Origin of the sequence: Cryptosporangium arvum DSM 44712, assembly GCF_000585375.1 — a bacterium.
Lineage (GTDB): Bacteria > Actinomycetota > Actinomycetes > Mycobacteriales > Cryptosporangiaceae > Cryptosporangium > Cryptosporangium arvum.
On the sequence record NZ_KK073874.1, the window covers coordinates 2,977,613 to 2,991,019 of the forward strand.

13 protein-coding genes are annotated in these 13,407 nt (G+C 72.5%); 7 read left to right on the forward strand and 6 right to left on the reverse strand.

Annotated features, from left to right (window positions below; all coding sequences use genetic code 11):
• Positions 1 to 6: 6 nt before the first annotated feature.
• From CRYAR_RS13875 to CRYAR_RS13890, 4 genes are read left to right on the forward strand one after another with little or no spacing between them, the layout of a single operon-like run.
• The gene (locus CRYAR_RS13875) at positions 7 to 1,164 is read left to right on the forward strand and encodes an NAD(P)/FAD-dependent oxidoreductase (RefSeq protein WP_035851128.1); all 1,158 of its coding nucleotides are present in this window, start codon (positions 7 to 9) and stop codon (positions 1,162 to 1,164) included.
• On the forward strand, positions 1,161 to 2,039 hold the full coding sequence (gene sigJ, locus CRYAR_RS13880; protein WP_035851130.1) for an RNA polymerase sigma factor SigJ: 879 nt from the start codon (positions 1,161 to 1,163) through the stop codon (positions 2,037 to 2,039). The genes CRYAR_RS13875 and sigJ overlap by 4 nt, the downstream gene beginning before the upstream one ends.
• A 59-nt stretch (positions 2,040 to 2,098) precedes the next feature.
• Positions 2,099 to 3,103, forward strand: coding sequence for a Dyp-type peroxidase (locus CRYAR_RS13885; protein WP_035851132.1), 1,005 nt, complete (start codon positions 2,099 to 2,101; stop codon positions 3,101 to 3,103).
• Positions 3,100 to 3,900, forward strand: coding sequence for a family 1 encapsulin nanocompartment shell protein (locus tag CRYAR_RS13890; protein ID WP_035851135.1), 801 nt, complete (start codon positions 3,100 to 3,102; stop codon positions 3,898 to 3,900). The genes CRYAR_RS13885 and CRYAR_RS13890 overlap by 4 nt, the downstream gene beginning before the upstream one ends.
• Positions 3,901 to 3,919: 19 nt before the next feature.
• Here the strand turns inward: CRYAR_RS13890 and CRYAR_RS13895 are convergent, their stop codons facing one another.
• Positions 3,920 to 5,443, reverse strand: coding sequence for an acyl-CoA synthetase (locus CRYAR_RS13895; RefSeq protein ID WP_035851136.1), 1,524 nt, complete (start codon positions 5,441 to 5,443; stop codon positions 3,920 to 3,922).
• Positions 5,444 to 5,520: 77 nt separating this feature from the next.
• Complete coding sequence (locus CRYAR_RS13900; RefSeq protein ID WP_035851137.1) at positions 5,521 to 6,084, reverse strand: class I SAM-dependent methyltransferase; 564 nt, start codon at positions 6,082 to 6,084, stop codon at positions 5,521 to 5,523.
• A gap of 56 nt (positions 6,085 to 6,140) precedes the next feature.
• Here CRYAR_RS13900 and CRYAR_RS13905 point away from each other — a divergent pair, with 56 nt between their 5' ends.
• Together CRYAR_RS13905 and CRYAR_RS13910 are read left to right on the forward strand one after the other, a co-directional pair.
• A complete protein-coding gene (locus CRYAR_RS13905; RefSeq protein ID WP_035851138.1) occupies positions 6,141 to 6,908 on the forward strand; it encodes an AraC family transcriptional regulator in 768 nt (255 codons plus the stop codon).
• Positions 6,877 to 7,371 (forward strand): GNAT family N-acetyltransferase, encoded by a 495-nt coding sequence (locus CRYAR_RS13910; RefSeq protein WP_051570157.1) that lies wholly within the window; start codon positions 6,877 to 6,879, stop codon positions 7,369 to 7,371. Before CRYAR_RS13905 ends, CRYAR_RS13910 begins: the two co-directional genes overlap by 32 nt.
• Here the strand turns inward: CRYAR_RS13910 and CRYAR_RS13915 are convergent.
• Positions 7,354 to 8,307, reverse strand: coding sequence for a TIGR03557 family F420-dependent LLM class oxidoreductase (locus CRYAR_RS13915; protein ID WP_035851139.1), 954 nt, complete (start codon positions 8,305 to 8,307; stop codon positions 7,354 to 7,356). The two genes, CRYAR_RS13910 and CRYAR_RS13915, sit on opposite strands and share 18 nt — an antisense overlap.
• 117 nt (positions 8,308 to 8,424) lie before the next feature.
• Here CRYAR_RS13915 and CRYAR_RS13920 point away from each other — a divergent pair, with 117 nt between their 5' ends.
• Positions 8,425 to 10,521, forward strand: a complete 2,097-nt coding sequence (locus CRYAR_RS13920; RefSeq protein ID WP_035862241.1) for a catalase — start codon at positions 8,425 to 8,427, stop codon at positions 10,519 to 10,521.
• 14 nt (positions 10,522 to 10,535) lie between these two features.
• Here the strand turns inward: CRYAR_RS13920 and CRYAR_RS13925 are convergent, their stop codons facing one another.
• From CRYAR_RS13925 to CRYAR_RS13935, 3 genes are read right to left on the reverse strand one after another with little or no spacing between them, the layout of a single operon-like run.
• The gene (locus CRYAR_RS13925) at positions 10,536 to 11,621 is read right to left on the reverse strand and encodes an acetate/propionate family kinase (protein WP_035851140.1); all 1,086 of its coding nucleotides are present in this window, start codon (positions 11,619 to 11,621) and stop codon (positions 10,536 to 10,538) included.
• Positions 11,618 to 12,505 (reverse strand): polysaccharide pyruvyl transferase family protein, encoded by an 888-nt coding sequence (locus CRYAR_RS13930; RefSeq protein ID WP_084700455.1) that lies wholly within the window; start codon positions 12,503 to 12,505, stop codon positions 11,618 to 11,620. The genes CRYAR_RS13925 and CRYAR_RS13930 overlap by 4 nt, the downstream gene beginning before the upstream one ends.
• A complete protein-coding gene (locus CRYAR_RS13935; RefSeq protein ID WP_035851141.1) occupies positions 12,495 to 13,400 on the reverse strand; it encodes a glycosyltransferase family 2 protein in 906 nt (301 codons plus the stop codon). The genes CRYAR_RS13930 and CRYAR_RS13935 overlap by 11 nt, the downstream gene beginning before the upstream one ends.
• Positions 13,401 to 13,407 lie beyond the last annotated feature (7 nt).

Genomic DNA, 13,407 nt, shown 5'->3' on the forward strand with positions numbered 1-13,407 from the left:
GCGACGATGATCACGATCATGGTGGTGGGGGCGGGGTACGCGGGCCTGGCGGCGGTGACGAGCCTCGCCGGGCGGTTGCGTGGGCGCGACGACGTGCACGTCGCGCTGGTCGACGCGAGCGACCGGTTCACCGAGCGGCTGCGGCTGCACCAGGTGGCGTCCGGGCAGCACCCGGCCGAGTTCCGGATCCCCGAGCTGCTGGCCGGAACCGGCGTCGAGTTCGTCCGGGCCCGGGTCACCGGGCTGGACGCCGCCGCACGCACCGTACGCCTCGACGACGAGCGCGAACTCCGCTACGACACGCTCGTGTACGCGCTGGGCGCGGTCGCCGACACCGACGCCGTCCCGGGTGCCGCCGACCACGCCGAGACCCTCGACACCCTCGACTCCGCCACCCGGGTCGCCACCCGCCTGGCCGCCCTCGGCACCGGTCGCGTGGTGGTCTGCGGGAGCGGGCTCACCGGGGTCGAGGCCGCGGCGGAGATCGCCGAGAGCCATCCCGCGCTCCGCGTCACGCTCCTGGGCCGGGACGCCCCCGGCTCCACGCTCGGGCCGAAAGCGCGCGCCCACCTCACCGCCGCGCTGGCCCGCCTCGGCGTCCGCGTCCGCACCGGCGTGATCCGCGCCGTGCACCCGCACGCCGTCCAGCTCGACGACGGCGAGCCCGAACCGGCCGACCTCGTGCTCTGGACCAGCGGCGTCCGCGTCGCGCCGCTCGCCGCGAAAGCCGGTCTCGACGTCGACGAGAGGAACCGCATCGTCACCGACGCGACGCTCCGCTCGGTCTCGCACCCGGAGATCTACGCGGTGGGCGACGCCGCCGCCGTCCGCCAGACGTTCGGCACCCTGCACGGCACCTGCCAGAGCGGCATGCCCACCGGCGTCGGGGCGGCCGTGGCGATCGTGCGTGCCCTGGACGGCCGGACACCGAAGCCGTTCCGGTTCGGCTACCTGCACGTGCCGATCAGCCTGGGCCGCCACGACGCGGTCGTCCAGTTCACCCGCCCGGACGACAGCCCGAAGCGCGCGGCCCTGACCGGACGGTCGGCCCGGTGGTACAAGGAGACCGTGAGCGCCGCACCGTGGCCGGCGTTCGGCCGTACCCTCAAGGCCCCGCGCACGGCCGTGCTGGGCTGGCGACGAGGAGGCCGGCACACCCGATGACCGCGTTCGACGAGTACCGCGACCTGCTGTTCTCGGTGGCCTACCGCATCCTCGGCACCGTCGCCGACGCCGAGGACGTCGTCCAGGACACCTGGGTGAAGTGGTCGGCGGCCGACCGCACCGGCGTCGCCGAGCCCAAGGCCTACCTGGCCCGGATCACGACCGGCCTCGCGATCGACCGGCTCCGTCAGCGCCAGGCCCGTCGCGAGAGCTACCTCGGCCCCTGGCTCCCCGAACCCGTGGTCACGACCGAGGACACCGCCGACGACGTCTCGATCGCGCTGCTGCTGGTGCTGGAGAACCTCACCCCGCTCGAACGGGCGGTGTTCGTCCTGCACGAGGCGTTCGGCTTCACCCACGCCGAGATCGCCGAGGCCGTCGACCGGTCGCCGGACACCGTCCGCCAGGCCGCCCACCGCGCCCGCGAATACGTGAGCGCCCGGCGTCCCACCCAACGCAAAGGGATCAGCCGCCCCACCCGGGCACGCCACCGCGAGGTCACCGAACGCTTCCTCGCCGCCGCGGTCGGCGGCGACCTGAACACGCTGCTCGACCTGCTCGCGCCCGGCGTCACGCTCTGGACCGACGGCGGCGGCAAGGTCCGCCAGGCGATGCGCCCGGTGGTCGGGGCCGAGCGCGTCGCGGCCTGGTTCGCCGGTGTCGGCACCCGCCCGTACGAGGGCGTCGACCCGGCCGACATGACCGCCGAGGTCCTCGACCTCAACGGCACCGCGGGCGTCGTGTTCCGCGGCGCCGGCCGCGTCGTCGCCACCCTCACGCTCGACCTCGACGAGAACGGCCGGATCGCCGGCCTCCACAACGTCGCCAACCCCGACAAACTCCGCGCCGTGGCGAACCGGCCGTCACCCGACTGATGCGTTTGCCTGCGTTAGCGGCAGGATGGAGGGCGCCAGCGTCCGGAGGAGAGAAGCGAATGGTCAAGCCGGTCGAGTCGCAACCGGTGCTCACGCCGCTCACCGAGGCGGCGATCTTCCTCGTCGTGGTGATCCGCGACGGTGGTGAGGACACGGTGCGCGACCTGATCCCCGACATCGCGGGCATCGCCCGCTCGGTCGGGTTCCGGGCCCCCGAGGGTGACCTGAGCGTCGTCACCGGCATCGGGTCGGACGCGTGGGACCGGCTCTTCGGTGGCCCGCGCCCGGCCGAGCTGCACCCGTTCCGGGAGCTGGCCGGGAAGCACACGGCCCCGTCCACGCCCGGCGACCTGCTGTTCCACCTCCGCGCCCGCCGGATGGACCTCTGCTTCGAGCTCGCCACGCACCTCACGCGCCGCCTCGGCGACGCCGCCGAGGTCGTCGACGAGACGGTCGGCTTCCGCTACTTCGACCAGCGTGACCTGATGGGCTTCGTCGACGGCACCGAGAACCCCACCGGCGCCGCCGCGCTCGAGGCCGCCGCGATCGGCGACGAGGACCCCGACTTCGCCGGCGGCAGCTACGTCGTCGTGCAGAAGTACCTCCACGACATCGGCGCCTGGAACGCGCAGAGCGTCGAGGCGCAGGAGAAGATCATCGGCCGCACCAAGCTCGACGACCTGGAACTGCCCGACGACGTCAAGCCGGCCGACTCGCACGTGGCGCTGAACACGATCGAGGACGAGGACGGCAACGAGCAGCAGATCGTCCGCGACAACATGCCGTTCGGCTCGGTGGCGCAGGGCGAATTCGGGACCTACTTCATCGGCTACGCGAAGACGCCGAGCGTCACCGAGCAGATGCTGCGCAACATGTTCCTCGGCCGTCCGGAAGGCGTCACCGACCGGATCCTGGACTTCTCGACCGCGGTCACCGGCAGCCTGTTCTTCGTCCCCAGCGCCGACTGGATGGACGACCCGCCCGGCCCGCCGGAGCCCGTCGTCGACGCCGAAACCGATGGATCGCTGCGCATCGGCAGCCTCAAGAGGAGCACCGCACCGTGAACAACCTGTACCGCGAGCTCGCACCGATCTCCGACGCCGCCTGGGCCGACATCGAGACCGAGGCCAAGCGCACGTTCACCCGCCACGTCGCCGCCCGCCGGGTCGTCGACGTGCTCGGTCCGTCCGGTGAGGAGCTGTCCGCCGTCGGCACCGGGCACCTGACCGAACTCACGGCACCGGCCGAGGGGGTGCTCGCCCGCAAGCGGGTCGTGCAGCCGATCGTGGAGTTCCGCGTGCCGTTCGTCGTCGACCGCCAGGCCGTGGACGACGTGGAGCGCGGCGCGAAGGACTCCGACTGGCAGCCGGTGAAGGACGCCGCGAAGGCGCTGGCGTTCGCCGAGGACCGCGCGATCCTCGACGGGTACGCGGCCGCGAACGTCACCGGTCTGCGGCCGGGCAGCTCGAACTCCGCGATCGCGCTGCCGGCCGACGTCCGCGAATACCCGAACGCGGTCGCCCAGGCGATCACGGCGCTGCGCCTGGCCGGTGTGGACGGCCCGTACAGCCTCCTGCTCTCGGCCGAGGCCTACACCGCCGTGGCCGAGACCGCCGACCACGGCTACCCGATCCACGAGCACATCGCCCGGGTGCTGCGCGACGGCGAGATCATCTGGGCGCCCGCCATCGACGGCGCGGTCGTGCTCTCCACCCGCGGCGGCGACTACGAGCTCCACCTCGGCCAGGACGTGTCGATCGGCTACCTCTCGCACGACGCGAACAGCATCGAGCTGTACTTCCAGGAATCCCTGACGTTCATCGTCCAGACCACCGAGGCCGCGGTGAACCTCACGGCCTGAGGTCCACCGCGCTGACGACCTAGGCGTACTCCTCCCGGAGCTTGCCCTTCACCAGTTTGCCGGTGGGGGTCCGGGGGAGTGCGTCGGTGAACTCGATGCGCCGCGGCACCTTGAACCCGGCGAGCTGCTCACGGGCGAACTCGGCGATCGAGGCCCGGGTGTCGTCGGACGCCGACGCCGACGCGACCAGCTGCACGACCGCGAGCACCGATTCGCCGAACTCCGGATCCGGCACCCCGATCACCGCCACGTCGAGCACGGCGGGGTGCTGGAGCAGCGCGTCCTCGATCTCCTGCGGGTAGATGTTCACGCCGCCGGAGATGATCGTGAACGCCTTGCGGTCGCTCAGGAACAGGTAGCCCTGGTCGTCGAGGTAACCGACGTCGCCGACCGTCGTCCACGTCGGATGCTCCGGGTGCTGCGCGCTGCGCGTCTTCTCCGGGGCGTTGTGGTAGACGAACGGCAGGTCGTCGCGCTCGAAGAAGATGAGGCCGGGGGTGCCGATCGGCACCTCCTGCCCCGCGTCGTCGCAGATGCGCGGGATGCCGATCATCGGCTTGCCCACCGAGCCCGGGTGCTTCAACCACTCCTCGGAGCCGATGAACGTGCCGCCGGCGCCCTCGGTGGAGGCGTAGTACTCCTCGAGGATCGGCCCCCACCACTCGATCATCTGCCGTTTCACCTCGACCGGACACGGCGCGGCGGCGTGGATCGCGGTCTTGTGCGAGCTGAGATCGAACCCTCCCCGCACCGACACCGGCAGGCGCAGCATCCGGACGAAGTGCGTCGGCACCCACTGGCTGTGCGTCACCCGGTGGTGCGCGATCGCCCGCACCGCCCGCTCGGCGTCGAACGAGGGCATGACCACCACCGTGCCGCCGAGCGACGTCACGACCATGCCGAAGCGCAGCGGCGCCGCGTGGTAGAGCGGCGCGGGGGAGAGGTAGACCGAGTCCTGGTTGAAGCCGTAGAGCGGCCCGAACACCCCGACGTACGGGTCGCCGGGTTCGTGTACCTGCCGCTCCGGCAGGTGGGGCTTGATGCCTTTCGGGCGCCCGGTGGTGCCCGAGGAGTAGAGCATGTCGCCGCCGCGCGGCTGGTCGGCCGGTACCTCGGGCGACGAGGAGGCCAGCAGCTCCTCGTAGTCCCGGTAGCCGTCCCGGGTCGAGCCGCCGATCTGGATGCGGGTGTGCAGGGCCGGGAACTCCCCCTCGACCAGCGGCAGCAGACCCTCGGAGGCCACCAGCGCCGACGCGCCGCAGTCCTCCAGGATGTACGCGACCTCGGGCTTCGCGAGGTGCCAGTTCACCGACGTCAGATACAGCCCGGACCGTAAACAGGCCCAGTACACCTCGAAGACCCGCGGGCTGTTCTCGGTCAGCAACGCCACGACGTCACCGGGGCGCAGACCGGCGTCCCGGAACGCGTTGGCCAGGCGGACGGAACGCTCTTCCAGCTGGGCGTAGGTCAGGATCTCGCTGTCGTCCTCCATGACGACGGCGGGCTTGTCGGGGGAGGAGGCGACATAGGCTCCTGGGTACACGGGCAACACCTCGCGCGCTCGGAGGAAGTGGCTCAGGCATCGTGACGCGGCCCACACCCCTCTGTCGAGAGTCGTCGTTAACTTTTCCGGGCCCGGAATTTGAACGAGCCCGGGACCGTCGTCACGAGCGGGTCGCTGAACCCCGCGGTCCGCAGCCGTTCCGGAAGGACATCCGGGTCGACGACGACCATCGTGTCGAATACGTGCAGGAACCGGAACCTGGCGCTGGTGCGGCTGTCCGACCCGGCGAAGACCCCGCCCGGCCGCAGCACCCGGTGCGCCGACGCGAACAGCCGGTCCTGCGCGGCCGGCGACGGCACGTGGTGCAGCATCGTGAAGCAGACGACCGCGTCGAACGAGTCGTCCGGGAAGTCCAGCGCGGTGGCGTCCGCGGTGACGACCCGGACGCCGGGAACGGCGGTACGCAGCCGCGCGGCCGAGGCCGGGTCGACCTCCACCGCGGTCAGCCGCGGCACCGACCGGGCCAGCACCCGGGTAGTCGCCCCGAACCCCGGGCCGATCTCCAGCACGTCCGCCCCGAGGTCGACACCTTTCAGCGCCCACGGGAGCAGCGTCTCCTCGACCTTGGCGAACCACGTGTCGGAGCTGCACAGCCTGCGATGGAACCAGTTCATCGGCATGATCGGGACGCTAGGCCGAGGCCGGGCGGGGCCGCGATGCGCTACCTTGCCAACTCATGTCGCGCTACGGCCACGGTGGCGCTGTCGTCGTGGGGGACGTCGAACTGGCCGGTGGTCAGTGGTTCCCGCCGCACCGGCACACCGTGCACCAGCTCGTCTGGTCGCGGAAGGGCGTCGGCAGCGTCCGGATCGACGAGTCGACCTGGTTCCTGCCGCGCACGCTCGCGCTCTGGATCCCGGCCGGGGTGGAGCACGCGACCGGCGCGATCGACCCGTCCTGGAACCGGAGCCCGTACTTCCTGCCCGAGCGGTGCCCGATCGGCTGGCCGGAGCCGACGGTCGTCGCGGTGACGCCGCTGCTGGCCGCGCTCATCGACCACCTCGCCGACTTCGGGCTGGGCCCCGGCGAGCGGGTCCGCGCCGAGGCGGTGGTCTTCGACCTGCTGCGCCCGCTGGAGGCGGTCACGATCCCGCTCCCGATGCCGTCCGACGTCCGGGCGGCCCGGGTCGCCGCGGCCCTCCTCGCGAACCCGGCCGACGGCCGGACGCTGGCCGAGTGGGGCCGCGAGGCCGGCGCCAGCGCACGCACGCTGCGCCGGGTGTTCCTGGCCGAGACCGGCCTGTCGTTCGGCCGCTGGCGCACCCACGCGCGCCTGCGTGCCGCGATGCCGGTGCTGGCCACCGGCCACCCGGTGGCGGCCGCCGCCCGCCGCGCCGGCTACGGGTCGGCGAGCGCGTTCGTCGCCGCATTTCACCGCACGGTCGGGGTGCCTCCCGGGACATACTTCGGCGGTGGAACCGACAATCCGGCTCGGCGGGGCTGAACTCGTCCCCGACGTCGAGCACCTCTGGAAGGCGCTGCACGCCCATCACCAGAAGGGTCTGCCGGACCTCGCGTACCACTCGCCGGACGCGTCGTGGGCGGTCCGGAGCGACGAGTACCGGGAGTGGCTCGCCCGGCCCGGCTCGTTCGTGCTGGTGGCCTACTCCGGCGTCGTCCCGGTCGGGTACGCGCTGGTCGAGATCGTCGAGGGACCGGAGGACACCTGGGTCAGCGGCGACCGGATCGCCCACCTGCAGTCGCTCTCGATCGCGCCCGGCTGGCGCGGCACCGGCCTCGGCACCGCGCTCGCCGACCGCGTCGACGCCGAACTCGAGGCCCGCGGCGTCCACGACCTGATGCTCGACGTCGTCGAGGGCAACGTCGGCGCGGAACGGTTCTACGAACGCCGGGGGCTGCGCAAGGTCATGACGATCTACGCCCGCTTCTCAGGCGAAGCGGGGTAGGACGTCCTTCTGCCAGGCGGCGAAGAACGCGTCCTGGTCCGGCCCGATCTGCTGGACGTAGACCTCGTCGAAGCCCGCGTCGACGTACTCCTGCACCGACTTCGCGTGGTCGTCGAGGTCCGGGCCGAGCGGCAGCGGCGCGGAGTCGATCAGCTCCTCGGTGATCAGCTCCGAGGCCTGCTCGAACAGCAGCGGCGTCGCCAGTTCCTGCGCGAGCTGGCCGGGCAGCTGCTCGTTGGGCCACAACCGGTGCACGGTCTTCACCGCCGAGGCGCGGTCGGGGGCGTAACAGACCTTCATCCCGCCCTGGGCCGGGCCCTTCCCGCCGGCGTCGCGGTACGTCTTCACCAGCGACGCGTCCGGCTGGGTCGTGCAGAACCCGTCACCCACCGCGGCAGCCAGCTCGGCCGCCTGCGGGCCGAACGCCGAGACGTAGATCGGTACCGGCTCCGACGGCAGCGTGTAGATCCGCGCGTTCTCCACGACGTAGTGCTCGCCGTGGTGGGTGACGATCGAGCCGGTGTGCAGCTCCCGGATGAGCGCGATCGCCTCCTCGAGCATGTCCTGGCGGACCCCGGCCGGCGGCCAGGCGTCGCCCAGGATGTGTTCGTTGAGGGCCTCGCCCGAACCGACGCCGAGCACGAACCGGCCCTCCAGCTGCACGGCGGCGGTCGCCGCGGCCTGGGCGATGATCGCCGGGTGGATCCGGACCGTGGGGCAGGTGACGGCCGTGGTCACCGGCAGCGAGACGGCCTCGGACAGTGCCCCGATCACCGACCAGACGAACGGGCTGTTGCCCTGCTCGCCGTTCCACGGATGGAAGTGGTCGGAGATCCAGAGCCGGGTGAAACCGGCCTGCTCGGCCTTGCGAGCCTGGTCGATCAGTTCGCGCGGCCCGAACTCCTCGCACGACAGGAAATATCCGATGCTCACCATGCCGCTCGGATGCCCACCGACCGGCGCTTGACACGTTCAAAATCTGGTCGTTTGAAGGGGATCGTTCCGGGCATCCGGCCGCGTCAGCCCACCCGTGACGCTGAGGAGAACCAACGGATGCCTGCCGAACGACACCCCGACCAGGGTGCACCGAAAACGGTCAGCCCCACCGGACGGACCGAACGCGAGGGGCTGCTCGGCGGGGACCCCCGCGCTCAGGCCGGCGACCATCTCACGACCGCACAGGGGTTGCGGCTCTCGGACACCGACCACTCGCTCAAGGCCGGCCGGCGGGGTCCGTCCCTGCTCGAGGACCACCACCTGCGCGAGAAGATCACGCACTTCGACCACGAGCGCATCCCCGAGCGGGTCGTGCACGCCCGGGGCGCCGCCGCGCACGGCACGTTCGTGTCGTACGGCAACGCCGCGTCGGCGACCAAGGCGGGTTTCCTCGCCGACAAGGGCAAAGAGACCGACGTCTTCGTGCGGTTCTCCACCGTGCTGGGCTCCCGCGGGTCCGCGGACACGGTGCGCGACACCCGGGGGTTCGCGGTGAAGTTCTACACCGACGAGGGGAACTTCGACCTCGTCGGCAACAACATCCCGGTGTTCTTCATCCAGGACGCGATCAAGTTCCCGGACGTCATCCACGCCGGCAAGCCGCACCCGGACCGCGAGATCCCGCAGGCCCAGTCGGCGCACGACACGTTCTGGGACTTCGTGTCGCTGCACACCGAGGCCACCCACCACGTCTTCTGGAACATGTCCGACCGCGGCATCCCGCGGTCGTACCGGACGATGGAGGGCTTCGGCGTCCACACGTTCCGCCTGGAGAACGCCGAGGGCGAGACGGTGCTCGCGAAGTTCCACTGGAAGCCGGTCGCGGGCGTGCACTCGCTGGTCTGGGAGGAGGCGCAGATCGCCGCCGGGGTCGACCCGGACTTCCACCGCCGGGACATGGCCGACTCGATCGAGAACGGCGCGTTCCTCGAGTACGAGCTGGGCCTGCAGCTGTTCCCCGACACCGAGGACGAGACCTTCGAGGGGATCGACCTGCTCGACCCGACGAAGATCGTGCCGGAGGAACTCGCCCCGGTGCAGCTCGTCGGCAAGCTGACGCTCGACCGCAACCCCACGAACTACTTCGCCGAGACCGAGCAGGTGGCGTTCCACCTCGGCAACCTCGTGCCGGGCATCCACGTCACGAACGACCCGCTGCTGCAGGGCCGGCTGTTCTCCTACGTGGACACCCAGCTCACCCGGCTGGGCGGCCCGAACTTCTCGCAGCTGCCGATCAACCGGCCGCACGTGCCGGTCAACGACAACCTGCGTGACGGGATGCACCAGACCGCGGTGCACCGGGGCCTGGCGCCGTACCTGCCGAACTCGATCGACGGCGGCGGGCCGTTCACCAGCGAGGAGGGGTACGTCGAGATCCCGCGGACGATCTCCGGCCAGGCCGTCCGCGAGAACCCGGCGTCGTTCGACGACCACTTCAGCCAGCCGGCGATGTTCTACCACTCGCTGACGCCGGTCGAGCAGGTGCACATCATCGAGGCGTTCACGTTCGAGCTGGGCAAGTGCTACGAGCAGGCGATCAAGGAACGTGAGCTCGAAGTGCTCGCGAAGATCGACACCGGGCTGTGCGAGGCGGTCGCGGCCGGGCTCGGGCTTCCCGCACCGGCCGGCGAGCCGGTGGCGCACGGGCCGCTGTCGCCGACCCTGTCGCAGATCCCGGCCGAGCCGGGCCCGATCACCGGCCGGATCGTCGGCGTGGTGGCCGGTCCGGGCGCCGACCTCGACGGCATCGGCACGCTGCGCAAGGCCATCGAGGGCGCCGGCGCGGTGGTGCGGGTGATCGCGCCGCACGGCGGCAACCTCGGTAAGGAGATCGTCGAGCGGACGTTCCTCACCGCCCGCTCGATCGAGTTCGACGCGGTCGTGGTGGCCTCCGGGGTGGCCGAGACGCCCGACGCGGGGGACATCAAGGCCCGGATCCTGCTGCTCGAGGCGTTCCGGCACGCCAAGGCGATCGGCGCCTGGGGCGACGGCGCGAAGGTGCTCGCCGGAGCGGGCATCGCGCCGGGACCCGGGGTGCTGCTCGGCGACGCCCCGGACAAGGAGTTCGTCGCGGGTCTGGTGACCGCGCTCGGCCTGCACCGCGCGTGGGACCGCGCCGACGCCGTGATGGCCTCCGAGGTGCCGCCCGCGTAGCACCCGCACCGGGGTCATTCCCGTGCGGAATGACCCCGGTCCGCGGCCTCGACCTCCCGCGCGATCTGGCGTTCCTCATCGGTCTCGACGACCAGCACCGGAACGCCCTCGCGGGAGATCACGCCGTCGCTCGTCACCGGCTCGGCCGGTACCGGCTGAATGCCCAGGATCGCCAGCCCGGCGCAGACCGCCGCGCGGACCTCGGGCTGGTCCCAGCCGATCTCGCCGGTGAACACGAGCGCGTCCAGCTGCGGCAGCGACACCGCCATCGCCCCGACCGCCCGGCGCACCGCGTGCGCGTAGGCGTCGAGCGCGGCGGCCGCGGCCGGATCGGGCGACGCCACCAGCTCCCGGGTGTCGGCGGAGAGCCCGTCCGACATCCCCAGCAACCCCGACTCCTGCTGCAGCCCGTCGGCGAGCTCGGTCCGCGTCAGCCGACCGTCGAGCAACCACAGCAGCAGCCCGGGGTCGACGGCCCCGGACCGCTTCGTCATCGGGATGCCGTCCAGCGGGGTCATCCCCATCGTCGTGTCGACGCTGCGCCCGCCGGCGACCGCGCACACCGACCCGCCGCCGCCCAGGTGCGCGATCACCAGGTTGGGGGCGGGCCGGTCGAGGATCTCGGCCGCGCGCCGGGACGCCCACGCGTACGAGAGCCCGTGGAACCCGTAGCGGTGCAGCCCCCACCGCTCCCGCCACTCCCGTGGGAGCGGCAGCAGCGCCGCGGCCGGCGGCAGGCCGGCGTGGAACCGGGTGTCGGGGCACACGTAGTGCGCCGCGCCGGGCAACTCGCGCCGCGCCGCGGCGAGCAGGGCCAGCGCGGGCGGGTCGTGCTGCGGCGCGAGGTCGGCCACCTCGCTCAACGCGTCGGCCAGCGCGTCGTCGACGAGCGTGGGCACCGCGACCAGCCCACCGCCGTGCACCAGCCGGTGGCCGACGACGTCCGGCGGCGCCGGGAGCGTGCCGAGGAACGCGCGCAGCGCGTCCCCGGCCGTGCCGGGATCCACGTCGAGGGTTTCCGCAGCGAGTTCCTCGTCGCCGTCGAACAGCGCGATGCCGACGCTGTGCGAGCCTGCGGTGATCGCGAGCACCCGTGTCATGTCCGGGGGGCTACCCCCGGCAGTACCTCGATCAACCTCGTCACCAGCGTGTTCGCCGGGGCGGCCCAGTGACGCGCGGCGGGTGACAGGCACCAGCGCCACCACTCGTCGCGGCGGCTCAGGTCGTCGGCGGGCAGGATCGCCGGCCAGCCCAGGGCCCGGGCCTGCGCGGTCACCTTCGCGCCCCCGGCGACCGGGTCCACGGCCAGCACCGGTACGCCCGCCTGCAGACCGAGTACGAGGCCGTGCAGGCGGGTCGTGACGATGACGTCGAGCCGGTCGAGCACCGCGCGCAGCTGGCCGGGGGTGGCCGCCAGGCGCCAGTCGCGGGTGTCGAGCCGGGTGTCGAGGGGAAGGCGGGCCACGTCGAGGCCGTGCAGCCAGCCGGTGAGCGCCGCGCTGACGCTCTCGTGCCGCCGCCGGACGCCGTACTCGTGCTGACCGTCGGTGAGGATCACACCGACCACGGGTACTGCGCCCGGCTCGGGGGCGGCCAACGCGAGGTCGGCCGCCGGCTCGTGCCCGGCCGCGTCCCGGGCGAGCACGACGTGGAAGCCGGTCACGGCCGGGTCGGACGGGTCCGGCACCGAGACCCCGACCGCGATCCGGCGGCAGTGGGCGAAGCGTTCGTGCAGGTCGAGAAGTGGGGCGGGCGGGTTGCTGTGCAACGGCCCGCAGGCGAACACGACCGTGTCGTAGCGGGCGGGGTCGACGTCCTCGACGTGGAGCGCGCCGGGCCGGAACCCCGGCGACCAGACCACGTCGTACTCCCGGCCGAGCGTGTCGAGCGCGGCGGTGACGGCCTCGCCGGCCAGCACGTCCCCGGCCGTCGCCTCCCCGTGCAGGAAGCTGTACCACCCGGCGACCAGCACCCTAGCCGACATAGGACCGGGCTCCCGACGCACGCTGCGGCGCTTCCAGCGCACGGAGCCCCCGCTCCACCCACTCCGGAGCCGGGCGCCGTTCACGCAGCACCCACGGCACCCCGGCCGCGGCCTCCGCGAACGCCAGCAGCGACGTCCGGTCGCGCGGCACGCTCGTCGCCAGGAACGCGGTGCGCCGTACGGCCGGGCCCAGCGGCCGACGCAGCCAGGTGAACCAGAGCGTGTTGCGGATCCCGTGCCGCCGGCGCAGCGTCGCGTCGCGCGCGGGCGAGGGCCGGTGGTGGATCGTCAGCTCCTCCGCGTACACCAGCCACCAGCCGTCCGCGGCCAGGTCCACGGCCAGCAGTTCCTCCTCGCCGCCGAGCCACAGCCGCGGCGAGAACCCACCGGCGGCCCGGAACGGTTCGAGCCGCACGACCGTCGCCCCGGCCAGGAACGACCCGAGCGCAGGGCCCGGGAGCCACTCCGGCCGCGGCACCGGCGAATCGCGCAGCTCGGCCACGATCGGATCCTCGAACGGCTCCCGCCCGGCCTCGTGGACGAGGATCCGGGCGGTGACCGCCGTGACCATCGGGCTCGCGTCGAGCAGGTCCGCGGCCCCGGCCAGCGACTTCGGCTCCCACCACGTGTCGTCGTCACAGAACGCCAGGTACGGCGTCGTGACCTCGCGTGCGGCCAGGTTCCGGCCGGTCGCACCGAGGTTGCGCCCGGGCTCCAGCAGCCGGACGTCGGGGTGGTGCCGACGCACCGCCGCGGCGGTGCCGTCGGTGGACGCGTTGTCGACCACGATCACCCGCGGCCGCTCCGGCAGCGCCTCGAGCTGATCGAGCGTGTGCAGCAGCTCGTCGCGTCGGTTGTGTGTGATCACCGCGACGGTGACCCGGTCGTCGAACATGGATCTC

What these genes read in the sequence shown, in the direction of transcription:
- CRYAR_RS13900 (WP_035851137.1), bottom strand. Translation starts at nt 6,084, where the DNA reads ATGCCGATGAACTGGTTCCATCGCAGGCTGTGCAGCTCCGACACGTGG.
- CRYAR_RS13930 (WP_084700455.1), bottom strand. Translation starts at nt 12,505, where the DNA reads ATGTCGGCTAGGGTGCTGGTCGCCGGGTGGTACAGCTTCCTGCACGGG.
- CRYAR_RS13925 (WP_035851140.1), bottom strand. Translation starts at nt 11,621, where the DNA reads ATGACACGGGTGCTCGCGATCACCGCAGGCTCGCACAGCGTCGGCATC.
- CRYAR_RS13905 (WP_035851138.1), top strand. Translation starts at nt 6,141, where the DNA reads ATGTCGCGCTACGGCCACGGTGGCGCTGTCGTCGTGGGGGACGTCGAA.
- sigJ (WP_035851130.1), top strand. Translation starts at nt 1,161, where the DNA reads ATGACCGCGTTCGACGAGTACCGCGACCTGCTGTTCTCGGTGGCCTAC.
- CRYAR_RS13915 (WP_035851139.1), bottom strand. Translation starts at nt 8,307, where the DNA reads ATGGTGAGCATCGGATATTTCCTGTCGTGCGAGGAGTTCGGGCCGCGC.
- CRYAR_RS13935 (WP_035851141.1), bottom strand. Translation starts at nt 13,400, where the DNA reads ATGTTCGACGACCGGGTCACCGTCGCGGTGATCACACACAACCGACGC.
- CRYAR_RS13920 (WP_035862241.1), top strand. Translation starts at nt 8,425, where the DNA reads ATGCCTGCCGAACGACACCCCGACCAGGGTGCACCGAAAACGGTCAGC.
- CRYAR_RS13875 (WP_035851128.1), top strand. Translation starts at nt 7, where the DNA reads ATGATCACGATCATGGTGGTGGGGGCGGGGTACGCGGGCCTGGCGGCG.
- CRYAR_RS13885 (WP_035851132.1), top strand. Translation starts at nt 2,099, where the DNA reads ATGGTCAAGCCGGTCGAGTCGCAACCGGTGCTCACGCCGCTCACCGAG.